Below are 26,687 nucleotides of genomic sequence, written 5' to 3'. Positions count from 1 at the left end.
GGAGCGACTCGCGTATCGGCCCACCGACCTACAGCGGCGGGTACGCGTTCTGCATCAACTGCTGGAACTGTGCCGAGAACCATTGCCCGGACAGCGGCGCGTTCGCCAGGGCGCCCGACAGGTTGTTTCCGTTGCGCGGGTTGCCCGTGTACGTGGGGTCGCACATCCGGTCGAAGCCCTTGCCCTCGTCGTTCGCGATGGCGGAGCTGGAACCGTCGGACTCGCCCGGCGGCTTCATCCACACGTACGCGTCGATCCCGGCGGCCGGTGCGGCCTGCGGGCGCTCGCCGAGGCCGGCGCCGGACTGGTTGCACCAGTTGCCGATGTGGATGCGACGGTCGTAACGGCCGCCGTCGACATAGGTGTCCACGCTGGTCGTCGCACCCGGACCGGCGGGCCGGGCGCTGCCGCCCCACCCGTTGCGGGAGGTGTCGATCAGCATGCCGATGTTCGACCTGAAGCCCGCGGTGACCAGCTGGTTGCGGAAGGCCTGGGCGTACGACTGCTCGTCGACGTACCGGTTCCAGTCCACCCACTTGGACTCACGGACCGACTTGCCGGCCACCGAGTCGTTGATGGTGAAGTTGTTCTCCTTCAGAGCGCTGTAGTTCGCCGTGTTGGTGATGAAGCCGTGCACGTCGTCGACGGTCGCGCCCTCGGCGGTGGCCGCCTGGTAGAAGAGCTGGGCGGAGGGGGCGAAGTTGTCGTCCCAGCCGAGCCAGCCGTGGTGACCGGCGTCGATGTAGTTGTAGACGTTGGGGATCGCGCCGAGCTTGTCCAGCGCGTAACCGACACCCTTCACGTAGTTGCCGTTGGCCTTCATGGTGTCGCAGGCCGCGGTGGCGGTGGGCCGGCTGCCCGTGTTGGTGACGAGGTTGGGCAGCGAGTCGATCTCGATGGTGGTGACGATCCGCAGGCCGGCGTACTTGCTGTCGGCGAGGATCGTCGCGATCGGGTCGATGAACTGCGTCTTGTACTTGTCGATCTCCGTCGGGCCGAGCTCGCCGTTGGAGGCGAGGGCGGCGCAGTCACGTCCGGGAAGGTCGTAGACGACCAGCTGGACGACCTCCTCGCCGCTGCCCTTCTGGGCGAGGGCCGCGTCGAGGTGGGCGCGCAGACCCATGCCGCCGTTCACTCCGCTGATGGCGGCGATACGGTCGAGCCAGACTCCGGTCGGCTGGTTGGAGATGCGACTGCCGCCCGTCTCGGCGGCGGCCTTCGCCGACCATTCGGGGTTCACGTACACCTTGGCGCCGGAGTAGGGGTTGTCCACCTTGGCGGACGGGGTGCCGGGGTCGGTCGGGCCCGGGTCGGTGGGGCCACCCGTACCGCTGTCGACGTTGCAGGTCACGCCGTCGAGGGTGAACGTCGTCGGGATCGCGTTGGTGCCGCTGTAGGTGCCCTGGAATCCGAAGCTGACCGAACCGCCGGTCGCCAGCGTCCCGTTGTAGGTCTCGTTGTTGGCGGTGACCGCCGTACCGGACTGGGTGACCTTCGCGTTCCACCCGTTGGTGACCTTCTGGGTTCCGGCGTACGCCCACTTCACCGACCAACTCGACTTCGCGGCCGAGTTGTTGGTGACGGTGACGGCGGCGGTGAAGCCGGTACCCCAGTCGTTCTGCACCTTGTAGTCGACGCTGCACGGGATGGCGGCGATGCCCGGATCGCCGGGGACGACGGCGAGCGCCGTCCCGGAGGCGCCGGCGACCAGCGCCAGCGCGGCGAGTACCGCTGTTCTGCTACGGCTCATGAGTGCGGGTTCCTTCTCGGTTGCGGGTGGTGTCCGTTTCCTTCGGTGGTTCTGATCGGTGGTCAGTTGCGGTCGACCAGAGCGGGTTTCGGCCCGGCGGCCCGACTCGGCTGATCGTCCGGCTGATCGGTCCGGTGGCGCCTATCCGTTGAGTGCGCGCAGATGGTCGCGCAGGCCGGCGCCGTACGCCGTGGGCGTCCCGTCGTAGCCGGAGATCAGGGACGGGCCGGTGGAGCAGTCCCAGGTGTTCCAGGTCCAGCCCAGGTACGACAGGCCGCGGTCGTCGAACCACTTCATGACCTGATCGACGAAACCGTGTGAGCAGGTGTTCTCCCCGATCTCCCCTGCCACGAGCGGCACCTGGGCCGCGACGGGGGCGAGGGTGGAGTTCCAGCAGCTCTCGTTCGCGCAGGTGTTGAAGTTGTAGACGTGGTACGCGGCGGCGAGATTGCCGGTCGGGTCGGTGGGCTTGTACGTCAGCCACTGGCTCAGGTCGTTGGAGTACGCGAGCCCGCCGGCCAGGATCACGTTCCTGGCGCCGGTCGCCCGTATGGAGTCGACGAGATCCTGCATACCGGCGACCTCGTACCCGATGCCGGGACAGGTGCCGCCGTCCCGCCAGCACTGCCACGCCTGGGTGGTCGTGGAGGTGGCGCGGTCCGGGTAGGGCTCGTTGAACAGGTCGAACACGACGGCCTGGTCACTCTTGAAGGAGTTGGCCACCGAGGTCCAGAACGACGGGGTGTACTGCATGTCCGGCATCGGCTTCTGGCAGCTGGCGTGCACATCCGAGCAGCCGGCCGAATTTCCCGTGTACTGGCCGTAGTTCCAGTGCAGTTCGACGATCGGCGTCATGCCGTGCGCCTCGACGCGGGCCACCAGGTCCTTGACGGCGTTGACGTAGTTGGTGCCGCCGTAGGCGGAGTTGATGTTCGAAAGGCCCAGCCAGCACTCCTCGTTGAGCGGGATGCGCACGGTGTCGACGTTCCAGTCGGCGATCGCCTCGACGGCGGCGTCGTCGACCGGTCCGTCCCAGATGCCGCGCCCCTGTACGCACATGAACTCGCCACCGGAGCGGTTCACGCCCAGCAGACGGCGGGTGTTTCCGTCGGCGTCCACGAGCTTGTTGCCGGAGACGTGGAGTGCGGGCGGCTCGTCACCGGTGTCCGGCGGGTCCGTCGTAGGTGGCGTGGTGGGGGTGGGCGTCGGGGTCGGTTCGGTACCGGCGTTGCAGGTCGTGCCGTTGAGCTTGAACGTCGTCGGTGCGGCGTTCGTCTTCGAACCGGAGGCGATGAAGCCCGCGCTGACGCTTGCGCCGGTGCCCAGGGAGCCGTTCCAGCTCTCGTTCGCGGCGGTGACGGTGTTGCCGGACTGGGACCACTTGGCGCTCCAGCCCTGGGTGACTTTCTGGCCGTCCGCGAAGTCGAAGGTGAGGTTCCAACTGCTCAGCGCGGTCGCGTTGTTGGTGATCTTCACGGCGCCCTGGAAGCCGGCGTCCCACTGGCCGGTGACCGAGTACTCCACCGTGCACACGGGCACGGCTCCCTGCGCCGTGACGACCGGTAACAGGGCGCCCGCAACGAGGGCGACCGTGCCGGCGACGGCTAAAAGTACTGAACGCGGGGGGTGTCGCATGAGCGACTCCTTGCAGATCAGGCGCGTCGTGAACGGACGCGTCGACTGATGGAATCGCTCCCACTGGTGTCTCGAAGCTAGCGCCAAGTGCTGGCAAAGAACAGAGGCGTCACTGACTTTCCCTCAACATCCGTCGTCGAATCTTTTCGACTCTTCAAGCACCTTGACCCTTCCCACCCCCATCCTCACTATGGGAGCGCTCCCACTGGTTCAAGGCTTGTTGCTCCTCCCCCACTTCTCCGAGCCGCAAGGAGGAACCAGCACCATGGATCCCTCACGCAGACGCCGCGGGGCGCGGCGCCTGTGGACCGCCGCCCTGGCGGCCCTCGCGCTTCCCCTCGCCATGCTGAGCACGAGCACAACTCCCGCCCAGGCGGCCGCACTTCAGTGCAGCGTGGACTACAAGACCAATGACTGGGGTTCAGGGTTCACCGCAGACCTGACCCTCACCAACCGGGGCACCGACCCGATCAGCGGCTGGGCCCTGACGTACTCCTACGCGGGCAACCAGAAGCTGACGAACGGATGGAACGGCAGCTGGTCGCAGTCCGGTCAGCAGATCACGGTGAACAACGCCTCGTACAACGGGACGATCGCCGCCGGAGCCGCGGTCGGCACGGGCGCCCAGTTCACCTACAGCGGGACGAACGCCGCGCCCGCGAGTTTCGCGGTCAACGGCACCACCTGTGTCGGCGCGCACCAGCCGCCGGTCACCGTGCTGACCAGCCCGACCGCGGGCGCGGTCTACACGCAGGGGGACGCGGTGCCGCTCGCGGCGACCGCCGCGGCCGCCGACAACGCGACCATCAGCAAGATCGAGTTCTATGACGACACGACCCTGCTGGGCACGGACACGAGCTCGCCGTACACCCTGTCCGCCACGGGGTTGTCCGTGGGCAGCCATTCCCTCGTCGCCAAGGCGTACGACAGCCTGGGCGCGTCGGCGTCGTCGACCCCGGTCGGCATCACGGTCGCCTCGGGGCCGGCCGTGGTCGCCTCCACCAACCAACTCGCCGTGCAGCAGGGCAAGACGGGCACCTACTCGCTGAAGCTGTCGACCCAGCCTTCGGCCAATGTGACCGTCACGACCGCCCGCACCACCGGCAACACGGGCCTGACGGTGACGGGCGGCGCGAGCCTGACCTTCACGCCGTCGAGCTGGAGCACCGCCCAGAACGTGACCATCACGGCCAACGCCTCCGGCACGGGCGCCGCGACCTTCGAGTCGACGGCCACCGGGCACGCGAAGGCCTCGGTCACGGCCACCGAGATCGCCGGCACCAAGGCGTACGACGCCCGGTTCCTCGACCTCTACGGCAAGATCACCAACCCGGCAAACGGTTACTTCTCCCCCGAGGGCATCCCGTACCACTCGGTCGAGACACTGATCGTCGAGGCCCCGGACCAGGGGCACGAGACGACCTCCGAGGCCTATAGCTACCTTCTCTGGCTCCAGGCGATGTACGGGAAGATCACCGGCGACTGGACCAAGTTCAACGGCGCCTGGGACATCATGGAGAAGTACATGATCCCCACCCACGCCGACCAGCCGACCAACTCGTTCTACAACGCCTCCAAGCCGGCGACGTACGCACCCGAGCTGGACACGCCGAACGAGTATCCGGCGAAGCTGGACACCGGTGTGTCCGTGGGATCGGATCCCATAGCCGGTGAACTGAAGACTGCATACGGTACGGACGACGTCTACGGTATGCACTGGCTTCAGGACGTCGACAACACCTACGGCTACGGCAACGCGCCCGGCAAGTGCGAGGCCGGCCCGACCGACACCGGCCCGTCGTACATCAACACCTTCCAGCGCGGCTCGCAGGAGTCGGTGTGGGAGACGGTGCCGCAGCCGACCTGCGACGCCTTCAAGTACGGCGGCACGAACGGGTATCTGGACCTGTTCACCGGCGACGCCTCCTATGCCAAGCAGTGGAAGTTCACCAACGCCCCGGACGCCGACGCGCGGGCCGTGCAGGCCGCGTACTGGGCGGACGTCTGGGCCGAGGCGCAGGGCAAGGGCAGTGACGTCTCCGCGACCGTCGGCAAGGCCGCGAAGATGGGCGACTACCTGCGTTACTCGATGTACGACAAGTACTTCAAGAAGATCGGCAACTGCGTCGGACCGACCGCCTGCGCGGCCGGCACCGGCAAGGACGCCTCGCACTACCTGATGTCCTGGTACTACGCCTGGGGCGGCGCCACGGACACCAGCGCCGGCTGGGCCTGGCGCATCGGGTCCAGTCACACCCACGGCGGCTACCAGAACCCGCTGGCCGCCTACGCGCTCAGCAGTTACGCCGACCTGAAGCCCAAGTCGACGACGGGTCAGGCGGACTGGGCGAAGTCGTTGTCCCGGCAGCTGGAGTTCTACCGCTGGTTGCAGTCCAGCGAAGGCGCCATCGCGGGCGGGGCGACGAACAGTTGGGCGGGCCGCTACGCGACTCCCCCGACCGGCCCGTCGACGTTCTACGGCATGTACTACGACCAGCAGCCCGTCTATCACGACCCGCCGTCCAACCAGTGGTTCGGCTTCCAGGCGTGGTCGATGGAGCGGGTCGCCGAGTACTACCAGCAGACGGGGAACGCGAGCGCCAAGGCGGTCCTCGACAAGTGGGTCGACTGGGCGCTGTCCAAGACCACGATCAACCCGGACGGCACCTTCCTGATCCCCTCCACGCTCCAGTGGTCGGGCCAGCCCGACACCTGGAACGCCTCAAGTCCCGGCGCCAACACGGGGCTTCACGTCACCGTCGCCGACTACACCAACGACGTCGGGGTGGCCGCCGCGTACGCCAAGACGCTGACGTACTACGCCGCCAAGTCCGGTGACACGGAGGCGAAGACGACCGCGAAGGCGCTCCTGGACGGTATGTGGGCCAACAACCAGGACGCCCTCGGCATCGCGGTCCCGGAGACCCGCGCCGACTACAACCGCTTCGACGACGGCGTGTACGTCCCGAGCACCTTCAGCGGCAAGATGCCGAACGGCGACACGATCAACTCCTCCTCGACCTTCGCCTCGCTGCGGTCCTTCTACAAGAACGACCCGGCCTGGTCGAAGATCGAGAGCTATCTCGCGGGCGGAGCCGCGCCCGTGTTCACGTACCACCGCTTCTGGGCCCAGGCGGACATCGCCCTGGCCATGGGCTCGTACGCGGAGCTTCTCGAATAGGCCCCCGCTGAGCGCTCCGCGGGTATGGCGGGGTTCGTCTGCGGGCCGGATGTGGCTGGTCGCGCAGTTCCCCGCGCCCTGGTCGCCCCTTCGGGGCTCGGGAGCGCGGGGTGACACCCGCCCCTCGCCGGAGTGGCTCGAAGGTTCCGCGTACGTGGCCCCGTCACCTGACGACGGGGCCCAGGCCGGGCGGCCCCCACCCGCACAGGGGGCCGCCCGGCAGTCGCACGTCCCGTATCCCCCGCACACATGGCTTCGCGAGGAAGGACCCCCACCGTGCGAAGAACCCGCATTCTCATGGCCGTGTCGGCGCTCGCCGCCGGCCTGATCGCGGGCAGTCCGCCCGTACTGGCCGCGGACGGCAGCCCGCGGACGACGCCGGCCGCAGAGTCGTACACCTGGAAGAACGCCCGGGTGGACGGCGGCGGTTTCGTGCCCGGCATCGTCTTCAACCGCAAGGAGAAGAACCTCGCCTACGCGCGCACCGACATCGGCGGCGCGTACCGCTGGCAGGAGTCGAGCAAGACCTGGACGCCGCTGCTGGACTCGGTCGGCTGGGCGGACTGGGGGCACACGGGCGTGGTGAGCCTGGCCTCCGACTCCGTCGATCCCAACAAGGTGTACGCGGCGGTCGGCACGTACACCAACAGCTGGGATCCGGGCAACGGGGCCGTGCTGCGCTCCGCCGACCGGGGCGCGAGCTGGCAGAAGACGGACCTGCCCTACAAGCTGGGCGGCAACATGCCCGGCCGCGGCATGGGCGAGAGGCTGGCGGTCGACCCGAACAGGAACAGCGTGCTGTATCTGGGCGCGCCGAGCGGTAAGGGCCTGTGGCGGTCGACGGACTCGGGAGTCAGTTGGTCGCAGGTGACGAACTTCCCCAACGTCGGCAACTACCAGCAGGATCCGACCGACACCAGCGGGTACGCCTCCGACAACCAGGGCATCGTCTGGGTCACCTTCGACGAGTCCACGGGGACGTCCGGCACCGCGACGAAGACGATCTACGTCGGGGTGGCGGACAAGGACAACGCGGTGTACCGGTCGACGGACGCGGGCGCGACGTGGACGCGGCTGGCCGGGCAGCCGACGGGATACCTGGCACACAAGGGTGTACTGGATACCGTCAACGGCTATCTGTATATCGCATACAGCGACAAGGGCGGGCCGTACGACGGCGGCAAGGGCCGGTTGTGGCGGTACGCGACGGCGACCGGCACCTGGACGGACATCAGTCCGGTGGCGGAGGCCGACACGTACTACGGCTTCAGCGGGCTGACGATCGACCGGCAGAAGCCGGGCACCGTCATGGCCACCGCCTACAGTTCCTGGTGGCCGGACACCCAGATCTTCCGCTCGACGGACAGCGGCGGCACCTGGACGAAGGCGTGGGACTACACGTCGTACCCCAACCGCGCGAACCGGTACACGATGGATGTCTCGTCGTCGCCGTGGCTGACCTGGGGCGCCAACCCGTCGCCGCCGGAGCAGACGCCCAAACTCGGCTGGATGACCGAGGCGTTGGAGATCGACCCGTTCAACTCCAGCCGCATGATGTACGGCACGGGTGCGACGATCTACGGCACGGAGAACCTGGCCAACTGGGACAGCGGGGGCCAGTTCACCATCAAGCCGATGGTGCAGGGGCTGGAGGAGACGGCGGTCCTGGACATCGCCTCGCCACCGACCGGCGCTCCTCTGCTCAGCGCGCTGGGCGACATCGGCGGCTTCCGCCACACGGACCTGACGAAGGTGCCGTCGATGATGTTCACCTCCCCGAACTTCACGTCGACGACGAGCCTGGACTACGCCGAGACGAACCCGAACACCGTGGTGCGCGTCGGAAACCTGGACTCGGGTCCGCACGTGGCGTTCTCGACGGACAACGGCGCCAACTGGTTCGCGGGGACGGACCCTTCGGGGGTCAGCGGCGGCGGAACGGTCGCCGCGGCGGCGGACGGCAGCCGCTTCGTCTGGAGCCCGGCGGGCGCCGGCGTGCAGTACACCGCCGGTTTCGGCACCTCGTGGCAGGCGTCGAGCGGGATCCCGGCCGGTGCGATCGTCGAGTCCGACCGGGTCGACCCCAAGACCTTCTACGGCTTCAAGTCGGGCAGGTTCTACGTGAGTTCGGACGGCGGAGCGACCTTCACCGGGTCCGCGGCGACCGGTCTGCCCAGTGGGGACAGTGTGCGTTTCAAGGCGCTGCCGGGCACGAAGGGTGATGTCTGGCTGGCGGGCGGGGCGAGCGACGGTGCGTACGGGCTGTGGCACTCCACGGACTCCGGCACGACCTTCACCAAGCTGTCGGGCGTCGAGCAGGCCGACACGATCGGGTTCGGCAAGGCGGCGGCGGGCGCGTCGTACCAGACCCTCTACACCAGCGCGAAGATCGCCGGAGTGCGGGGCATCTTCCGCTCGACGGACAAGGGCGTGACCTGGACCCGCATCAACGACGATGTCCACCAGTGGGGTTGGACGGGAGCGGCGATCACGGGCGACCCGAGGGTGTACGGGCGGGTCTACATCTCGACGAACGGCCGGGGTGTCATCTACGGCGACACCTCCGACACCGGCGGCGGGGACGGAGGTACGGATCCCACGGACCCGACAGATCCCACGGACCCCACGCCCACCGGCGCCTGCGCGGTGACGTACACCATCACCAACCAGTGGTCGGGCGGCTTCCAGGCGGACGTCAAGCTCGCCAACACGGGCACGAGCGCCTGGTCCGGCTGGAACCTCAACTGGGCCTTCCCGAACGGCCAGACCGTCTCCCAACTGTGGAACGCCGACTACACGCAGTCGGGTTCGACGGTGACGGCGAAGAACGTGAACTGGAACGCCAACGTGGCCGCCGGTTCGTCCGTGAGCTTCGGCTTCACGGGCAGCTGGTCGGGATCGAACACGAAACCGGCGGCGTTCAGACTGGGTGAGCAGAGCTGCACGGTGAGCTGACGACCGTGGGTGCGCGCCCCGGGGACCGGGACGCGCACCCTTCGCTCACTCAGGGCGTGTAGACCGTCGGGCGGGGTGCCGTCTGCATACCGTTGCCGAGGAAGTAGCTCGGGTGCGGCGGTTGGTTGTATGCAGTATTTTGCCAGGCCAGGCCTGTGCGGTACATCGTGTCGTGGAGCAGGGTCGTGATGCGTGTCGTGGTCTCGAGCGGCGTCGAATAGATGCGCAGGGCCGTGTTGTCGCTGGTCGGCCAGATGACCTCCTCGCGCCAGTCGCCGAGGATGTCGCCGGACAGCGACGGAGTGGCCTTGGTGCTGTTGTTGGAGTGGACGCCCGAGCCGGTCAGGAGACGGGTGTCCGAGGACGTGCCGTACTTGTCGATGTGGGTGCCGTCGAGGAGTTCACGGACGGGGTCGGCGTCCCACCAGGAGAGGAAGTTGACGGAGGACGGCTCGCGGCCCTTCGTCGCGCCCGCCTCGTCCCGGATCGAGGTGTCGGAGGCCGACCAGACCTCGGCGCCGTCGTTGCCCGCCCAGATGTCACCGGCGACTCCGCGGCCGTTGTCGCAGCAGGCGGCCGTCTGCCAGTTGACCGTGCCGTTCGCGGGGTTGATGTACAGCTCTGCGGGCTGGCCGGTCGACTCCGAGACCTTGAAGTACTCGAGGCCGGCGTGCGACGGGTCGAGGTCGCCGAGGTGCTGGGCGTCGCCGTGTCCCGTCTTCGTGGTCCACAGGCCGTTTCCGTTGTCGTCGACCGCCATCGCGCCGTAGACGATCTCGTCCTTGCCGTCGCCGTCGACATCACCGACGGAGAGGCTGTGCGAGCCCTGGCCGTCGTAGCCCTTGCCGGTGTTGGTGGAGGAGTTGGTGTCGAAGGTCCAGCGGCGGGTGAAGGCGCCGTTCCGCCAGTCCCAGGCGGCGATCACGGTACGTGTGTAGTAACCGCGTGCCATGATCAGCGAGGGTCGGGAACCGTCCAGGTAAGCGGTTCCCGCAAGGAAGCGGTCGACGCGGTTGCCGTACGAGTCGCCCCAGGACGAGACCGTGCCGCGGGCCGGGACGTAGTCGACGGACTGCATCGCCTTGCCGCTCTGGCCGTTGAACATGGTCAGGTACTCGGGGCCGGACAGCACATAGCCGCTGGAGTTGCGGTAGTCGGCGGAGGAACTGCCGATGACCGTGCCCGCGCCGTCCACCGTGCCGTCGGCCGTCTTCATGGCGATCTCGGCCTTGCCGTCGCCGTCGTAGTCGTACACCTGGAACTGTGTGTAGTGCGCGCCGGAGCGGATGTTGCGGCCGAGGTCGACACGCCACAGGCGGGTGCCGTCGAGCTTGACGCCGTCGACGATCGTGTTGCCGGTGTAGCCCGACTGGGAGTTGTCCTTCGCGTTGGTCGGCTGCCACTTCAGGACGATGTCCAGGGCGCCGTCGCCGTCCAGGTCGCCGATGGAGGCGTCGTTGGCCTCGTAGGTGTAGGCGACGCCGTCGGGGGTCGTGCCGCCGGCCGGCGGGGTGATGGGGACGTCCTTGTAGCCGGTGCGGAACTGGATCGCGTGGACGGAGTCGGCCTGTTCGACGCCGTTCACGATCGCGCGCACCGTGTAGTCGGCCTGAGACGGGGCGCCGGAGTGGAAGTAGTTCGTGGAGCCGGTGACCGGGGCCGAGTTGACCTTGGTGCCGGCCCGGTAGACGTTGAAGGAGACGCTGTCGGGGTCGGTGCCGAGCCAGCGCCAGCTGACCAGGTTGCCGCTGTCGGTGTGCACGCTGACGACGCCCCGGTCGAGGGCCTCCACCTGGCGGGCCGTGGCGGCCTCGGCCGTGCCTGCGCCGAGCGTGGTCAGGCCGGCGCCGACCAGGGCCGTGGTGGCGGCCAGCGCGGAGAGGACGACCCTTCGTCTGCGGTGCTTGTGCGGAGGGGGATCCGCGTGCGGGTGAGGCTCCGGGTGCGGATGGGGATGCGGGTGCGGATGCGGGTGCTGCACGAGACGTACCTCCTGGGAGGGACGGATGGGTTCCGTCTCTCAGTTGCCGCCGCTGACAGGCGAGTTGCCGTACACCGCGGCCAGTTCTGTCACCGTCCGGGCGATCCGTTCACGCAGTTCCGGCGGCTGGAGCACCTCGATGTCCGCGCCCAGGCGCAGGAATTCGGCGTGGGCGTGCTCGACGGACTCGATGGGGACCCTGGCCACCGTCCAGCCGTCCGCCCCGGCGGGTCCGTCGAGTCGCACCGCACGGGCGAGGGTCACCCCCGGGGCCAGTCGCACCACCGCCTCCGCCTTGTCCTTGTACAAGCGCTCGTGGAAGCCCTGCTGGTACGCCGTCCAGTGGGCGGCCAGGTCGAAGTCGTCCGGCCTGGTGAACACCTCGTCGGAGGCGGCGAGTTCGAGGATCTGGTCGACCCGGAAGGTGCGCGGGCCCGGGCCGGCCACGACGTACCAGCGTCCCGCCTTCAGGACCAGGCCGTAGGGTTCGAGCCGGCGTTCGACGTCGGTGGGCTCACGCCAGCGACGGTATACGATATACAGAATCCTGTTGTTCCACACCGCGTCGGCGACCGCCGACAGATACGGCGTCTCGTCCGTCCCCGCATCCGTGTACCAGCCGGGCGCGTCCAGGTGGAAGCGGCCGCTGATCCGGTCCGCGTGCGTCCGTAGTTCCGGCGGCAGCGCGGCGCGGACCTTCAGCTGCGCGGCGGCCAGGACCGGACCGAGGCCCAGTTGGGCGGCGGGACCGGGGACGCCGGCGAGGAAGAGGGCCTCCGCCTCGTCGGCGGTCAGTCCGGTCAGGCGGGTGCGGTAACCGTCGAGCAGGCGGTAGCCGCCGGCATGACCGGCGTCGCCGTACAGCGGGACACCCGCCGCGCCCAGTGCCTCCACATCCCGGTAGACGGTACGCACCGACACCTCCAGCTCCTGCGCGAGCTGGGCGGCGGTCATCCGGCCCCGGGTCTGGAGCAGCAGCAGGATCGACACGAGTCGGCTGGACTTCACTGACACAGGATGTCAGTGAAGCGGGCCTAGCGTCCTGCCCATGACCTCTGTTTCCCACGATCCGCGTTTCCCCGCCCCTTCCTCCCCCTCCTCCTCTCCCTCCCCCTCTTCCTCTCCCTCCCCCTTCCCCTCCCCCTCCCTCTCCCTCTCCCTCTCCCCCATGCTCCCCTTCGTGGAGAAGCTGCTCACGGCGCCCCCGCCGATCGAGGTGGCGGGCCGGTGGATCAAGCGTTACCACGTCACGTCCGACCCGGCGGGCATCGCGCCCGAGGTGGAGAAGGCGGCGTACGCGATCCTTCCCGAACTGCTGCCGGCGCCGGACGGGACGCCGCCCGCCACCTTCGTCGTGCTGCACCGGGGTGGCGACGACGGCGCCTATCTCAACGCCTACAGCTGGGTGTGGGACAACGTCCTGCACTTCCGGGGCGCGGCCGCGGGCCAGTCGGTGCTCGGTTGCCCGGACGACGACCCGAGCCACTTCGTCACGATCGATAGGCCCTGGATCGGCTGCGTCTGGGAACTGCCGCCGATCCTCCACGAACGGGACGCGTGGGTGCGGCACATGCTTGCCCGCCCCGCTCCCGAAGTACCGGACCTCGACGCCTACTTGACCGATTCCCTGCCCGAGGGAACGACGGGAGACCGCTCATGAGCAGCCCGCACGACTTCGACTTCCTTCACGGCGTGTGGGAGGTCCAGCACCGCCGGCGTACCGACTTCCTCGACCCCGACAGCGACTGGGAGGAGTTCCCGTCCACAGCCCGCTGCCGGCCGCTGTTCGACGGGGCCGCGAACATCGACGAGATCGACATGCCGCACCTCGGCACGAAGGGGCTGACACTGAGGCTCTTCGACCCGGAGAGCGGCCAGTGGTCGCTGAACTGGTCGTCCAGCCGGAGCGGCAGGCTGTTCCCACCGGTGATCGGCGGCTTCGGCGACGCCGACGATAACCAGGGCGGCGGCCGCGACCGCGGTGAGTTCTACGGCGACGACACGCACGAGGGCAAGGACGTGCGGGCCCGGTTCGTCTGGTCCGGGGTGTGCGACACCTCCGCCCGCTGGGAGCAGGCCTTCTCGCTGGACGGCGGGGAGACCTGGCTGACCAACTGGGTCATGGACTTCACCCGTCCCGAAACGAACCGGGAAACGGGCCGGGAAACGGTTTCCGAAACGCGCTCAGCGTGAACGCGGGGTCCGCGCGGGGCCGGTCCTGGTCGGGCAGGGCCGCGAGGCGGGCGGCGAACTCGTCGGCGAGGGGGTGACCGGGCGGCAGGGTGACGAACCAGCCGCGTCGCAGGTCCGCGATGGCCCGGCGCGGGCTGCGGCCCTGCCCCCGCCCGGCGAAACGGGCCTGCCCGGCCGGGACCAGGCCGGCTTCGACGGCGTACGACGCCACCAGCGCCGCGGTGTCGGAGGCCGGGCGTTGCGGGCGCGAGGACAGCACGACATCGATGTCGCTGCCCACGTTGTGGGAGGCGCCCTTGTCGACCGTGGTGACGTACACCCCGCCGGGCCGCAGCACCCGGGCGCACTCGGCGACGATCCGCCGCGCGTCCGTGGGGTCCTCGACGAGGTGCAGCAGCCACACGCTGCTGACGGCGTCGAACTCCCCCTCCTGGAAGGGGAGTCGGCGGCCGTCGGCGAGGACGACCGCTCCGGGCAACCGGGCGGCGGCGTGGCCGACCATGGCGGGCGCCCGGTCCAGACCCGTCACCCGCAGGCCGGGCCGCCCGGCCGCGAGGCGCCGGGTGACGATGCCCGTGCCGCAGGCCACGTCCAGCAGGCTGCGCGCCCGGGCCGGTACGAGACCGAGGACGCCCTCCGCGGCGGCCGCCGCCCTGGGCTCGCCGCCGCGCCAGGCGTCGTAGCGTTCGGCTTCCTCGTCGTAGTCCAGCACCCGCGCTCCCCCTTCCGTGACCGCCGCACCCCTGCTCGTACAGTCCCGCACCGCCCGCCCCTCCCGCCTCGTCCGTCGCACAGGTCAGCACAGGTCAGCACAGGTCACGCGGGTCAGCGCGCTCCGTGTGCGGGGGCCGCGGCCTCCACCCGGCGGGCGAGTTCGACGTCGAGGTCGGTGACGGAGCCGCCCGCGCTGTGGGTGTTCACGGCGAGGGACACCGTGTTGTATCCGAGGGTGAGCTCGGAGTGGTGATCGAGCTCGTCCTGGATCCGCGCGACATGGACGGCCAGCGAGGCCGCGGCGAAATGGGAGTCGAGCCGGTAGACGCGGGTGAGGCGGTCACCGTCCAGGGACCAGCCGGGCAGCTCGGACAGCCGGTCCTCGATCTCCTTCTGCGACAGCGGTTCGACGGCCATGGCACGGCTCCCTTCCTGATGTCGCGTACCTGTCCAGCGTGCCACAGGAAAGCCGTGACGGCCCTGGTCAGAAGGACGGCTCTCGGCTCAGTCGCGCAGGCATTCGGCCGCCAGGTCGTCCGCCAGCGCGGCGATCACGGCCCGGCCCTCCACCTGCTCCAGCCACTCGTGCGGCAGCCCGCCGTCGCCGTGCCGCGCGCCCAGGATGTTGCCGCAGATCGAACCCGTGGAGTCGCTGTCGCCGGAGTGGTTCACGGACAGGAGCAGGGCGTCCTCCACCCGGTGCGTGACCAGCGCCGCGTAGACCCCGATGGCGAGGGCCTCCTCGGCGACCCAGCCGGCGCCCAGCCGCTCCACCTTCTCGGGGCTCGGATCGCGCTCGGCGGCCAGGTCGAGGGCCTGGTTCAGGGCGGCCGAGGTCTCCTCGTGGCCGGGGTGGCGGCCGAGCAGCCGCAGGGCGCGCAGGGTGGCGCCCTCGACGGACTCCCCCCGCGTCAGGTACGCCACGATCGCGGCCAGCGCCCCGGCCGCGTAGTAGCCGGTCGGGTGGCCGTGGGTCGTCTGGGCGCAGCGGGCGGCCATGCCGAAGGCGAAGTCGGCGGAGGGGTGGGCGAGACCGAAGGGTGCCGAGCGCATCACGGTGCCGCAGCCCTTGGAGCCGGGGTTGACCGGCCCGGGCGCGCCGCTCAGCTCGGCCCGCGGGTCGGGAACGTGATTCTGGGCGAGCCCGGAAAGGCAGGCGTTGCCGGGGGCGCGGCGGGCGTACAGCCAGCGCTCGGCGAGGAGACCGCTCTCGACCCCGTCGGCCGGCCCCGGCCGCTGCTGGGTCTCGAGCCAGCGTCCGTACGCCTGGCGTACCAGGGCGGTCTCCGCCCCGCCGATCCCCTTGAGCCGGGCCCTCCTGGCCGCCGTACGGAGGCCCTCGACGGTGAACAGGGTCATCTGGGTGTCGTCGCTGACACGGCCGACCACGCCCTCGCCGTCGGGCACGAGCCGGGTCAGGCCCCTGGGTCCGTGGGCCGCTCGGATCTGGTCGAGGGAGGAGAACTCGACCGCGTAACCGAGGGCGTCACCGAGCGCCCCGCCGAGGAGGCAGCCCCGTACCCGGGCGCGGTACACCGCCGTCGACTCCAGGGAGGACTTCCGCCAGTCGTTCATCCACACGCTCCTCAACTACGGTCCTACGTATGACCATTGTCTCGCCCGGTACGAACGCCGACTCCGCCGCCCCCGCCGGTCAGGGCGTCGGCCCGCTGCTGCGGGTCTGGCGGGAGCGGCGGCGGATGAGTCAGCTGGAGCTGGCGCTGCGCGCCGACTCCTCGGCCCGGCACATCAGCTTCGTCGAGACGGGCCGGTCCCGGCCCAGCGAGGAGATGGTGCTGCGGCTCGCCGAGCACCTCGACGTGCCGGTGCGTGAGCGCAACGCGCTGCTCCTGGCGGCCGGTTACGCCCCGCGCTACCCGCAGACCCCGCTGGACGACCCGGCGCTGGACGCGCTGCGCGCAGGCCTGGAGCGGCTGCTCCAGGGCTACGAGCCGTATCCGGCGCTGGTGATGGACGCGCGGTACGACGTGGTGGCGGCCAATCGCGGGATCACGATGCTGCTGGACGGCGTCCCGGAGTCGTTGCTCGCGCCCCCGCTCAACGCGATGCGTCTCACCCTCCACCCGCAGGGTCTCGCACCGCGCATCCGCAACCTGCGTGAGTGGCGCGGCCATCTGCTCGCGCAGATGGAGCGACAGGTCGCCCTGTATCGATCGGCACCGCTGCGGGAGCTCTACGAGGAGGTCGCCGCCTACCCGGTGGCGGAGAGCGGGCGGTCCACGGAAGGCGGCCCGGCAGACGAACCGGCGGATCCCGTGCCGCACTTCGCGCTGCCGATGCGGATCGAGCACGAGGGACAGGTCCTCTCCTTCATCTCGTCCGTCTCCACCTTCAACACCCCCATGGACGTGACGGTCGCGGAGCTGGCCATCGAGACGTTTCTCCCGGCGGATCCGGCCACGGTCAAGTACCTCCACTCACTGATCAACTGACGATGCCTCAGGCACAAATCCAGATGAATGTTCGACTCCGTTCCGGTGATCGCGATGCCCGAACATGACACACTGGCCCGCGTGTCTCGACGCATAGGGGAGACGTGGGGTGAGTGAGCGACGGCCCGCACCCACGGTGGGCCAGGTGGTACTGGGCAGGCGGCTCCAGGAGTTGCGTGAGGCGGCCGGCCTCGGCCGCGAGGAGGCGGCCCGCGCCCTGCGCGTGGCCCCGGCGACCGTGCGGCGCATGGAGACGGCCGACGTCGCGCTGAAGGTCCCCTACGTACAGGTGCTGTTGGAGACGTACGGCGTCGGCGACGAGGAGGCCGAGGCGTTCGTCTCGCTCACCGAGGAGGCGAACCGGCCCGGCTGGTGGCAGCGCTACCACGACGTGCTGCCGGAGTGGTTCAGCCTGTACGTGAGCCTGGAGGGCGCGGCCCGGCTGATCCGCTCGTACGAGCCGCACTTCGTACCCGGGCTGCTCCAGACGGAGGCCTACGCGCGCGCCGTGCTGGAGGCCGGGACCGTCGGGCAGACGACCCCCGAGTCGATCGAGCGGCATGTGGCGCTGCGCCTCGCGCGCCAGCGGCTGCTGGAGGGCGACGACCCGCCCCATCTGTGGGTGGTGATGGACGAGACGGTGCTGCGCCGTCCGGTGAGCGTGGACGCCGCCGTGATGTCCGAACAGCTCGACAGGCTGGTGGAGTTCGCCGAGCGCGACCGGATCACCCTCCAGGTCTCCGAGTTCGCGGCCGGCCCGCATCCGGGGACGTCCGCGCCGTTCTCACTGTTCCGTTTCGCCGAGCCCGAACTGCCCGACATGGTCGTCACGGAGTACCTGACCGGGGCTCTGTACCTCGACGATCGCAAGGAGGTCTCCGCGCATCTGGAGGTCCTCGACCACATGACGACGCATGCCGCGTCCGCGCAGCACACCAAGAAGATCCTGCGGGACGCCCGCGCAAGCCTCTGAGCACGCCCCGTCACCCCGAGCTTCCTTCCGAGACCAAGAGGAGCAGACCCGCATGACCGGATCCGAGGCCGAGCAGGCACCCGCCCGCATCGACACCAGCAGGCCGCATCCGGCCCGCGTCTACGACTGGTGGCTGGGCGGCAAGGACAACTACCCCGTGGACGAGGAGCTGGCCCGCAGGATCCTCGCCGTGGACGGCACGGTGCTGCGAGGGGCGCGGGCCAACCGCCGGTTCATGCAGCGGGCCGTCCGCACGGCCGCCGAGGCCGGGATACGCCAGTTCCTCGACATCGGCACCGGCATCCCCACCCGGCCCAACCTGCACCAGGTGGCGCAGGGTGTGGCCCCGGAGTCCAAGGTCGTGTACGCGGACAACGACCCGATCGTGCTGCGGCACGCGGAGGCCCTGCTGCACGGTTCGGCGGAGGGCTCCACCCGGTATGCGCACGCCGACGTCCGCGACCTCGACACGCTGCTGCACCGGGCCGCCGACACCCTGGACTTCACGCGCCCGATCGCGCTGTCGCTGGTGGCGCTCACGCACTACCTGAGCGACGACCCGGCGGGCGACGACGTGCACGGCCTGCTGAAGAAGTACGTCGCCGCGCTCGCGCCGGGCAGCTGGCTGATCCTCTCCCAGGTCACCCCGGATCTGAACCCCGTGGCCATCGAGAAGGCCGCGGAGAACTTCCGGCGCGGTGGAACCCCTTTCTACCCGCGTTCCCTGGCCGAGTTCGCCCGCTTCTTCGAGGGCCTGGAGCTGCTCGGACCGGGCGTGATCCCGGTCTCCGGCTGGCGCCCGGAGCCGGAGGACGTGGCGGTCCAGGCGGAGGGCATCGTGCCGGTGTACGCGGGGGTCGCCCGCAAGCCCTGAGCCGGTACCGGGGCGCGTCCCCGGCCGGTGGGAGGTCGGGTGAAGGCCACTGCCTGCACCCCCGACGCCACCGCCCCCTCCGGTAGCATCGGTGACCGGGAGTCGACGATTCGTCACGGGCGGGCGCTGCGGGGGAAGCAGGCATGGTCAAGAGGTACGTGGTCGCGCCGCACGGGGGTCGTGGCACCCACCCCGACATCGGATCCGCGCTGCGCGCCGCGACCGCGCGGGGCCGGGCCGCCCGAGTGGAGATCACCCCCGGCCACTACGAGGAACGGCTCTCCGTCCGGGGCGAGATCGAGCTGGCCGCGCTCGGTGACGCAGGCTCCGTGGTGGTGAGCGTTCCCCGGGGCACCGTGCTCGACGTCTCGGGGTCGGTCGTCGTCCGCGGCCTGGTTCTGGTCGGCCGGGACGCCGACGCCGGCGTCGTCGACTGCCACGCGGGAAGCCTCACCCTCGACCGGGTGGCGATCCGGGCGCACAACGGGGTCTGTGCGCACGCCCGGCCCAGCACGTCCGTGACGTTGACGGACAGCGAGTTCCGGTACGGCCGGACCGTCTTCGCCGGGGCCGGCGGGCATGTCGAGCGGTGCCGGTTCACCGACGCCGCCGACAACGCGCTCGCGGTGATCGAGAACGCCCGGGTGCTGGTCCGGGACAGCCGGTTCGACGGCAGCCGGATCCACGGCGTACGCGTCAGCGACGCCTGGGCCCACCTCGTCGGGTGCGAGGTCACCGGTGCCGAGCAGGCGGCCGTCATGGCGGACACACGGGCGGAGCTGACCGTCGAGGGGTGCACGGTCGTCGCCACGCACATGGCGGGCCTGGCCTTCATCGAGCAGTCCCGGGGCTCCGTGCACGGCACCCGCGTCACCGACGCCGAGAACGGGATCCTGGTGGCGAGCGGCGCCGACCCGACGGTGCGCGGCTGTGTGTTCGCCGACTGCCGCGACACCGGCATCCACGTCCAGGACTCGGGCCGTGGCACGTTCGAGGACTGCGAGATCACCGGCGCGGGAAACGTCGCGGTGCTGTCGACCCGGGGCGGCGCCCCGCGGGTGACCGGCTGCCGCGTCTCGGCGGGCAATGTCGGCATCGCCGTCACCGACAAGGCCAGAGGCCACTTCACCCGCGTCGACGTGCATGACCTGACCGGCGTCGCGCTGCGGGTCTGGGACGAGAGCAAGGCCGAGTTCGCGCAGGTCCGCGTCGAGCGCTGCCCGTTCGGCCTGGAGACGCGGGGCAACGGCGGTACGACGGCCGAGCTCACCGACGCGAAGATCCTCGACTTCGACATGGCCGCCGTGGCCGCCGTCGGTCAGTCCCGGGTGACACTGAGGGGCGTGTCGGCGGAGCGCGGGCTGCTGGGGTTCGGCGCCGGCGAGGAGGCGCAGCTGCACGTGCACGACAGCGAGGTCTCGGCCGTGAGCACCGGTGGGGCCCTGGCGTTCGGCACGGCGCGGCTCGTCGCGCGGAACCTCACCGTCACCGGCGCGGAGTCGTACGGCCTGTGCGGCACGGGTTCCGCGTATCTGGACGTCGCCGACAGCCGTTTCGAGAACTGCGCGGCCACGGGAGTGCGCTGCGACGACGCGTGCGGCGGCCGGCTGGCGGGCTGTGCCGTGACCGGGACGACGGGGGTGGCCGTGCAGCACAACGGCCGCGTCAAGCTGGTCTCGCTCCGGACGTCGCTGCCGGTCAGGGAGATCACGGAGCCGGCCCCGCCGCCGACGATCGTCAACCACTACCACGGCCCGGTCTTCGTCGAGGCGGTCCACAGCGCCCAGTTGGCGTGGAACAACACCAACGTCATCCAGCAGCAGACCCATCAGAGCAACGAGAGCGATCAGGACGGAGTCGGCCGATGAACGACCCGCAACAGGAGCACCACTACGACGGTCCGGTGTTCCAAGGGGCCGTGTCGGGCTCCCAGTTCGCCTGGAACAACGAGACGGTCACCCAGAACCAGCAGCTCAACAGCACGGTCGCCCCGGGCCACGAGGCGCTCGCGACGCTGGTGACCGAGCTGCTCCGGCAGCTGCCCGCGGCCGGTCTCGGCGACCAGGAGCGCGCGGACGCCGAGAGCGCGGCCCAGGAGGTCCTCGCCGAGATCACCGGCCCGGAGTCGCCCGAGCCGGGCAGGCTCCGCCGCTCGGTGACCATGCTCAAGGGAGCCCTGGCACCCGTCGCGACCGGCCTCGCGGCCGGCACGGCGTTCGGGGCGCAGGAGTGGGCGCAGTCCGCGATCAGGGGGCTGACGGGACTCGTCTGAGCCGGGCCGGCCCGGCCCGGCGAGGGCCGGGCGGCACGAAGGGGCGCGGGGGCCTCGTACGGCTCCCGCGCCCCGGACCCGACGCGGCGGACTCAGGCGAGCTTGGCCGACAGGGTGATGGTCGTGCCGGTGAGCGCCTGGCTGACCGGGCAGTTCTTCTTGGCGTCCTCGGCGGCGGCGGCGAACGCGTCGTCGTCGAGACCGGGGACGGTGCCCTCCACGGTCAGGTGGATGCCGGTGATGCCCTCTCCCGGCTGGAAGGTGACGTCCGCCGAGGTGACGAGCTTGGTGGGCGGGGTGCCGGCGCCGGCCAGGCCGTGCGACAGCGCCATGGAGAAGCAGCTGGAGTGGGCGGCGGCGATCAGCTCCTCCGGGCTGGTCTTGCCGTTCGCCTGCTCGGCGCGCGAAGGCCACGACACCGGCTGCTGACCGATGCCGGAGGAGTCGAAGGTCACGACCCCGTTGCCCTCGAGCAGGTTGCCTTCCCAGACCGTGTGTGCGGAGCGCGTGGTAGCCACGGTTCTTCCTTTCGCATGGGGTTCTGCATGGGGTTCCCGTTGCACGGGTTTCCGTGCCCCATCCGATCACACTCCGCGTCACCGCACCCGGAACACCGGCCCCCGCGCGGTGAACGGCAGTCGACGACCCTGTGGGATCAGGTACGCGTGGTCGCGCCGTACCCGCAGCACGTCGCACCAGCCGTCGGTGATGACGAGCAGCGGCGCGCCCGGCGGGAAGTCGTCGGCGCGGTGCAGCAGGTCGATGCCGGGCTGGAGGACCGTGCCGCCGCGGCCGTGCACACGGACCCGGCCGGCGATCTCGGTGACCGGCAGATAGCCCGCGTCGTGCGCGGCCGCGTCGCAGAACACGACCCGGGCGGCCGGGACGTCGCGGGCCTCGGCGTACGAGGCGATGGCGCCGAGCGCCTTGCCGAGCAGGGTGCGGTCCATGGAGCCGGAGGTGTCGAGGACTACGCCGAAGGTGCAGCGGGCGATCTCCTCGGGCGGGAACCAGCGGCCGGCGCGCGGGATGTCGGGCGTGGAGGCCTGCCGGCGCGCGGGGCGGGCGTAGGTCCGCACCGGCTCGGGGCGCGGCACGAACTCGTCGAACCAGCGGGCGAGTCGGGCGTCCCAGGGCAGCGGCGGGTGGCTGAGTGCCCGGATCTCCTCCACCAACCCGCCGGGCAGGAAGCCGCGTTCCTGCCGCTGGTGCAGGTCGAGGCCCTGGGCGAGGCCGCGGCGGTAGAAGCCGTCGAGGTCGACGTAGTCGCAGGGCGGGCCGAGCGGGGCTCCGAGGATGTCGCCGAGTCCCTTGCCGCGCAGGGTGGCCAGTCGACGCATCCGGCGCAGGTCCACGGTGATGCGGTCGTAGACCTCCTCGGCGGACAGGCCCGCCAACTCCGCGTCGAACAGCAGCCCTTCGGGCATGGTGCCGACCTGCATCTCGCGCAGCCAGCCGTTGATGACGTAGTCGCAGGCGACGTTGAAGAGGTAGGGGTCGCGGGTGCCGCAGCGGTCGCCGTGGCGCAGGGCGGCGTGCAGCATCTCGTGGGCGAGGACGAACCGCCACTCCTCGTCCTCGTAGCGGCGCAGCGGGTTGATGTAGATCTCGCCCGCCTCCGCGTTCACGGCGGCGATCGAGATGCCGTGCGCGCGGGCGAGTTCGGCGTCGGCGACGAGCTTGATGCCGGCCGCGAGGCCGCCGAGCAGCGGGTAGGACGAGACGAACCAGCTCAGCGCGCGTTCCCAGGGCCGCCGGGGGGCTACTTCACCGCCGAGGGAGTCGCGGCGGCCGCCCGCCATGTCCATCGCGGCGGACACGGTCCGGGTCAGGGCGGTGGCGAAGGCCAGCGGCCAGTCCGGCATCTGCCGCCCGGACCAGGTCCAGCGCACGAGCACCTGGTCGGCGGCCGTCCCCGCGGTGCCGCAGTGCTCGTAGGCGGCCGGGAGTCCGCTGCGCCGCCAGCGGGCGGCGAGCTGCTCCTCGTCGCCGCCCGGGTACGACGACGGCAGCTCGTCGGGGGCGCGGCCGACCGGAAACGTCAGTAGAAAACGGTTGACGACCATACAGCGCGCGGCGAGGTCGTACCGGTCGGGCTGGGCGCGCTCGCGCGGGGAGGCCGGGAGGTGTCCGAAGCCGAGGTGGAGGGCGGCGTGCGCGAGGGACCAGGCCCAGGCGGCGGGATCGGCGATCCGGGTGGGATGGGCGTGCAGGGTGCCGTTGGAGTCCGCGCGGACGAGTCCGTCGCGGGGAGCCATGGTGCACTCCTCGCGGCGGCAGATGTCGAAGTCGACAGCGGCCAGCGCCGGGTTGCCGCGCAGCGCCAGCCTCCCGGACTCGAACGCCTCCGCCGCGAGATCCCGCTTCTTCTTGTCGCGGTCCTCACGTTTCACCGGCGTGCCTCCACGAGACGGGGCATGTCCCGGGCCGCCTCGACCAGGAACCAGGCGGGCAGCACCGGGTTGCCGTCGGTGTCGGAGGCGATGACGGTCTGCGCGACCTCGACGGAGATCTCGGCGAGCTGCACGAGCAGCGACTTGGCGCGGTACGCGGTCTGCCGGCCCTTCGCCGACATGTGCTCCCGGACGGCGGGGAGTTCCTTGACGAGCCGGCCGCGGAACGAGTCGGCGAGGTAGTAGAGCAGGTCGCGGTCCTCGACCCGGCGCGGCCAGGGGGCCTCGCCCTTGAGGATGGCCTCGATGCCGTACCGGCTGCGCACGATCTTGACGTAGCCGCGGAAGGCGGTGGCGTGCGTGGGCGTCAGCGTGCCGTGCGCGAGCACCGTGAGGGTGTCCTCGTCGAGGTCGGGCCCGAAGGAGTGCAGCGCGTCGGAGAGCATGTGCCAGGAGCGGGGGGTGGAAAACGGTTCCTCGGTTTTCGGCGGCTTGGACCACAGATGGTCGGGCCGGTCGGTGAGGTGGTCGACGACCCAGGGGTGGATGTCGTTGGCCGCGGCCCACTTCAGCCAGTCCTTCGCGGACGCCTCGAGGTGGACATGGGTGAGGCGGTTGACGAGCGCGGAGGCGATGGGCCGGGCGAGCGCGTTGTCCGTGGCCCGGTTCCCGGCGCCGATGACGATCGAGCCCTTGGGGAGCTCGTAGTTGCCGATCCGCCGGTCGAGGATGAGGGAGTAGAACGCCTTCTGGACGTCGGGCGTGGCCGCGTTCAGCTCGTCCAGGAACAGACAGTACGGCTCGTCACGGGCGATGGCCTCCGGCGGGCAGAACACCGACCGCCCGTCCCGGATCTGGGGTACGCCGATCAGGTCCTCGGGCGCGAGCTGTGTACCGAGCAGGCTCACGCACTCCAGCCCCAGCGACTCGGCGAAGTCCCTGACCAGGGAGGACTTTCCGATACCGGGGGCGCCCCAGAGGAACACCGGCCGCACGGTGGCGAGGCCGAGGAGCAGTTCGGGGATACGGGAGGGCGTGACCGTGACGGCAGCCTGCAAAGGAAGGCTCCTCGGGAGAATGCGGGAAGGGCGCGCGAGTGCGCGGGATCCGGACGAACGGATCAGTACGGACAGTGTGTGCGTACGACTCCCCCGGCGCAGCCGAATTTCAGGCGGCGCGCTCCTCCGGTGCCGTCTCGAGCGGTACCTGGGGCCCGTTGGACTCGCGCAGCCAGCGGCGCAGGACGCGGTGCACCTGCTCCGCGCCGATCAACTCCTCGTCGTCCTCGACGGCCGCGGACAGGGCGAGCGGGGACAGCAGGAACGGTCTGGCCTGGGCGCCGCCGAGGCCGCCGTGGGAGCCGATCTGCTCCTCGAAGGCGAGGACCTCGCCGTCGGCCGGGTCGTGGAAGGAGTTGACCATGATGTCGGCGGTGTGCGGGAAGGAGTGGGTGCGGCGCACGGCGTCGGCGGCTCCGGGCCCGAAGGCGGCCAGCGGGCCGGGCGTCCGGTCGAGTTGGTCCAGCGGTATCTCCGCGCCGTACGCGCCGAGGACGACCCCGCCGTGCTCCTCGCTGCGGACGAGGAGGAAGCCGATGCCGGGGTGGTTGGCGAGGGTGGTCAGCAGGGCGGGGTGGCGGGCGTCGATCTCCTCCTTGCTCATCCGGTGCGGTACGTCCGGGAAGGAGATCAGGCCGAGGTTGCCCGAGGCCAGCACGATCGGTTCCGAGCGGCGGCCGGCCGGGCGGTGGCGTTCGCCGCCCTCCTCGACGGGCCGGCGCAGCGCCGCGCGGACGGCCGCCCGGGCCTCGGCGCCGCTGTGGGTGCGTTCGGCCTTGCGCGACACGGCCAGCCCGCAGCCGGCCCGCACCAGGTCGCCGAGGGTGAGGCCGTAGCGGGCGTGAAACGTTTCGCCGGGGCTCTGGCCGTGGTCGGACAGGACGACGATCCGGTAGGGGCGGGGGGCGTGCTCGGCGACGTTCTCGAGCAGCGCGAGCGCCCGGTCGAGGCGGCCGAGGACCTGCTCGGTGTCCCGGCCGAGCGGCCCGGAGTGGTGCGCGACCTCGTCGTACGCCACCAGGTCGGCGTAGACGGCGGTGCGGCCGGCGAGCATGTCGCCCATCACGGCGGCCACCACGACGTCGCGTTCGACGACGGTCGCGAAGGCGCGGACGAGCGGGTAGAGGCCGCCGCGTCCGACGCGTGGGCGTTCCCTGCGCAGCCGGGCGCGGGTGGACTGGCCCGTCTCGCGGCCGACCTCGGCGACGAACGACAGCGCGGTGCGCACGGCGTTGGCCGGGTCGGAGAAGTAGGCGAAGTAGCCGGCCCGGGACCGCGTCTCCCGGCTGCGCCGGCGGGTGGCGATGGACAGCACGAGGGCCTGCTCGTCCGCGCCGCCGCTGAAGAGGTTGCCGCGGCTCGCGCCGTCGGCGGACAGCAGCCCGCCGTCGCCGGTGCGTTCGACCGCGCGGCGCTGGAGTTCGGCGGCGCTGGTGGGACGGTTGCAGACCATCACCTCCCCGGTGTCCTTCTCGTACCAGCGGAAGGCGGGCACGTCGTGGTTGCTGCCGTGCAGGATGCCGAGTTGGCTGGCGCCGGTCTGGCTGGACCAGTCGGTGTGCCACGAGATGAGCCGGTGGCTGGGGCGGGGCGCGCCGCTTGCGGCGCGGCCCTGTCCACGGTCCTGTTGCGGGACGCTGCCCAGCCATCCGGCGACGGTCGGCATCAGCCCCTTGCGCACCGCCGCGGCCAGCACGTCGTGGCCGACGCCGTCGAGCTGGAGGAAGACGGTGCCGGGCGTGGCGGGGCAGGCTGCGCCGCCTCTCCGGCGCCGGTCGGCGAGCCGGTACAGCCGGCGGCGGTAGGCGTCGTCGTCGCGTACGGCCAGGGCGCCGCCCGTCGCTGAGGCGACGGCGGACATCACGGCGGCGACGATCACGGCGGTCTCCGGGGCGGCCTCGCTCTGCCCGGAGGGGTTCAGACGCAGGGCGAGCAGCAGCAGCGAGCCGTTGAGGAAGAACACCAGCAGGCCGAGGACCAGCGCCGGTACGAGCAGCAGCAGGCGCACCAGCAGGGGCCAGGCCAGGGCCGACAGCACACCGAACACCCCGGCGCCGACGGCGGCGGTCATGGCGATGGTGGTGGCGCTGGCGCCGTCGGCGGACTGGAGCCGGAAGTCGGGCAGGATCCCCGCGAGCACCAGCATCGTGAGCGTGGAGACGCCCCACACCGCGACGCTCCGCCCGGCCTGGCTGACAGCCCGCCGCCACCGCACCCCTCGCACGCCCCGTACACCTCGCGTTCCGGCCCCGACG

20 protein-coding genes are annotated in these 26,687 nt (G+C 70.8%); 9 read left to right on the top strand and 11 right to left on the bottom strand.

From position 1 onward, the window contains the following. Positions 1–28: 28 nt before the first annotated feature. Both G9272_RS36165 and G9272_RS36160 read right to left on the bottom strand, forming a co-directional pair. Positions 29–1,750, bottom strand: coding sequence for a glycoside hydrolase family 6 protein (locus G9272_RS36165; protein WP_171400428.1), 1,722 nt, complete (start codon positions 1,748–1,750; stop codon positions 29–31). Positions 1,751–1,891: 141 nt separating this feature from the next. Continuing rightward, positions 1,892–3,385, bottom strand: a complete 1,494-nt coding sequence (locus G9272_RS36160; RefSeq protein WP_171400427.1) for a cellulase family glycosylhydrolase — start codon at positions 3,383–3,385, stop codon at positions 1,892–1,894. 265 nt (positions 3,386–3,650) lie between these two features. On the opposite strand from G9272_RS36160, the gene G9272_RS36155 reads away from it, so the two are divergent. Both G9272_RS36155 and G9272_RS36150 read left to right on the top strand, forming a co-directional pair. Then, positions 3,651–6,566 carry a glycoside hydrolase family 48 protein gene (locus tag G9272_RS36155; protein WP_171400426.1) on the top strand — a complete coding sequence of 972 codons (2,916 nt, stop codon included), beginning with the start codon at positions 3,651–3,653 and terminating at the stop codon, positions 6,564–6,566. Positions 6,567–6,842: 276 nt separating this feature from the next. Then, the gene (locus G9272_RS36150; RefSeq protein WP_171400425.1) at positions 6,843–9,521 is read left to right on the top strand and encodes a cellulose binding domain-containing protein; all 2,679 of its coding nucleotides are present in this window, start codon (positions 6,843–6,845) and stop codon (positions 9,519–9,521) included. A 49-nt stretch (positions 9,522–9,570) separates the two neighbouring features. Here G9272_RS36150 and G9272_RS36145 read toward each other — a convergent pair whose 3' ends face one another. Further along, a complete protein-coding gene (locus tag G9272_RS36145) occupies positions 9,571–11,502 on the bottom strand; it encodes a rhamnogalacturonan lyase (RefSeq protein ID WP_437184340.1) in 1,932 nt (643 codons plus the stop codon). Between the two features lie 39 nt (positions 11,503–11,541). Continuing rightward, positions 11,542–12,510 (bottom strand): helix-turn-helix transcriptional regulator, encoded by a 969-nt coding sequence (locus tag G9272_RS36140; RefSeq protein WP_171400424.1) that lies wholly within the window; start codon positions 12,508–12,510, stop codon positions 11,542–11,544. A 160-nt stretch (positions 12,511–12,670) separates the two neighbouring features. On the opposite strand from G9272_RS36140, the gene G9272_RS36135 reads away from it, so the two are divergent. Both G9272_RS36135 and G9272_RS36130 read left to right on the top strand, forming a co-directional pair. Next, entirely contained in the window at positions 12,671–13,162 is a 492-nt protein-coding gene (locus G9272_RS36135) for a hypothetical protein (RefSeq protein WP_171402322.1), read from the top strand. After that, positions 13,159–13,695: a hypothetical protein gene (locus tag G9272_RS36130; RefSeq protein WP_171400423.1), complete on the top strand. Its 537-nt coding sequence runs from the start codon at positions 13,159–13,161 to the stop codon at positions 13,693–13,695. The genes G9272_RS36135 and G9272_RS36130 overlap by 4 nt, the downstream gene beginning before the upstream one ends. On the opposite strand, the gene G9272_RS36125 is transcribed toward G9272_RS36130, so the two are convergent. The 3 genes from G9272_RS36125 to G9272_RS36115 form a co-directional block, all read right to left on the bottom strand. Beyond that, complete coding sequence (locus G9272_RS36125) at positions 13,631–14,407, bottom strand: class I SAM-dependent methyltransferase (protein WP_171400422.1); 777 nt, start codon at positions 14,405–14,407, stop codon at positions 13,631–13,633. The two genes, G9272_RS36130 and G9272_RS36125, sit on opposite strands and share 65 nt — an antisense overlap. Positions 14,408–14,520: 113 nt before the next feature. Further along, positions 14,521–14,826: a 4a-hydroxytetrahydrobiopterin dehydratase gene (locus tag G9272_RS36120; RefSeq protein ID WP_171400421.1), complete on the bottom strand. Its 306-nt coding sequence runs from the start codon at positions 14,824–14,826 to the stop codon at positions 14,521–14,523. 87 nt (positions 14,827–14,913) lie between these two features. Beyond that, complete coding sequence (locus G9272_RS36115; RefSeq protein ID WP_171400420.1) at positions 14,914–15,984, bottom strand: ADP-ribosylglycohydrolase family protein; 1,071 nt, start codon at positions 15,982–15,984, stop codon at positions 14,914–14,916. Positions 15,985–16,013: 29 nt separating this feature from the next. Between G9272_RS36115 and G9272_RS36110 the strand changes: the two genes are divergently transcribed. The 5 genes from G9272_RS36110 to G9272_RS36090 all read left to right on the top strand — a co-directional run bounded on the left by G9272_RS36110 (position 16,014) and on the right by G9272_RS36090 (position 20,981). Continuing rightward, positions 16,014–16,862: a helix-turn-helix domain-containing protein gene (locus tag G9272_RS36110; protein WP_171400419.1), complete on the top strand. Its 849-nt coding sequence runs from the start codon at positions 16,014–16,016 to the stop codon at positions 16,860–16,862. A 109-nt stretch (positions 16,863–16,971) separates the two neighbouring features. Then, positions 16,972–17,835: a helix-turn-helix domain-containing protein gene (locus G9272_RS36105; protein ID WP_171400418.1), complete on the top strand. Its 864-nt coding sequence runs from the start codon at positions 16,972–16,974 to the stop codon at positions 17,833–17,835. A 52-nt stretch (positions 17,836–17,887) separates the two neighbouring features. After that, complete coding sequence (locus G9272_RS36100) at positions 17,888–18,709, top strand: SAM-dependent methyltransferase (protein ID WP_171400417.1); 822 nt, start codon at positions 17,888–17,890, stop codon at positions 18,707–18,709. Positions 18,710–18,852: 143 nt separating this feature from the next. After that, positions 18,853–20,577, top strand: coding sequence for a right-handed parallel beta-helix repeat-containing protein (locus tag G9272_RS36095; RefSeq protein WP_171400416.1), 1,725 nt, complete (start codon positions 18,853–18,855; stop codon positions 20,575–20,577). Beyond that, positions 20,574–20,981, top strand: a complete 408-nt coding sequence (locus G9272_RS36090) for a hypothetical protein (RefSeq protein WP_171400415.1) — start codon at positions 20,574–20,576, stop codon at positions 20,979–20,981. Before G9272_RS36095 ends, G9272_RS36090 begins: the two co-directional genes overlap by 4 nt. A gap of 92 nt (positions 20,982–21,073) precedes the next feature. On the opposite strand, the gene G9272_RS36085 is transcribed toward G9272_RS36090, so the two are convergent. From G9272_RS36085 to G9272_RS36070, 4 genes are all read right to left on the bottom strand, one after another. Beyond that, entirely contained in the window at positions 21,074–21,499 is a 426-nt protein-coding gene (locus G9272_RS36085) for an OsmC family peroxiredoxin (protein WP_020125610.1), read from the bottom strand. A gap of 78 nt (positions 21,500–21,577) precedes the next feature. Next, positions 21,578–23,374 (bottom strand): vWA domain-containing protein, encoded by a 1,797-nt coding sequence (locus tag G9272_RS36080; RefSeq protein ID WP_171400414.1) that lies wholly within the window; start codon positions 23,372–23,374, stop codon positions 21,578–21,580. Further along, on the bottom strand, positions 23,371–24,432 hold the full coding sequence (locus G9272_RS36075; protein WP_171400413.1) for an ATP-binding protein: 1,062 nt from the start codon (positions 24,430–24,432) through the stop codon (positions 23,371–23,373). The genes G9272_RS36080 and G9272_RS36075 overlap by 4 nt, the downstream gene beginning before the upstream one ends. A 109-nt stretch (positions 24,433–24,541) precedes the next feature. Next, positions 24,542–26,656, bottom strand: coding sequence for a phage holin family protein (locus tag G9272_RS36070; protein WP_171400412.1), 2,115 nt, complete (start codon positions 26,654–26,656; stop codon positions 24,542–24,544). Between the last annotated feature and the right edge of the window lie 31 nt (positions 26,657–26,687).

This window comes from Streptomyces asoensis (assembly GCF_013085465.1).
In the GTDB taxonomy this organism is placed as follows: Bacteria; Actinomycetota; Actinomycetes; order Streptomycetales; family Streptomycetaceae; genus Streptomyces; species Streptomyces cacaoi_A.
Note: the sequence above shows the minus strand (reverse complement) of the source record. Positions and strands in the feature narration are given on the sequence as shown.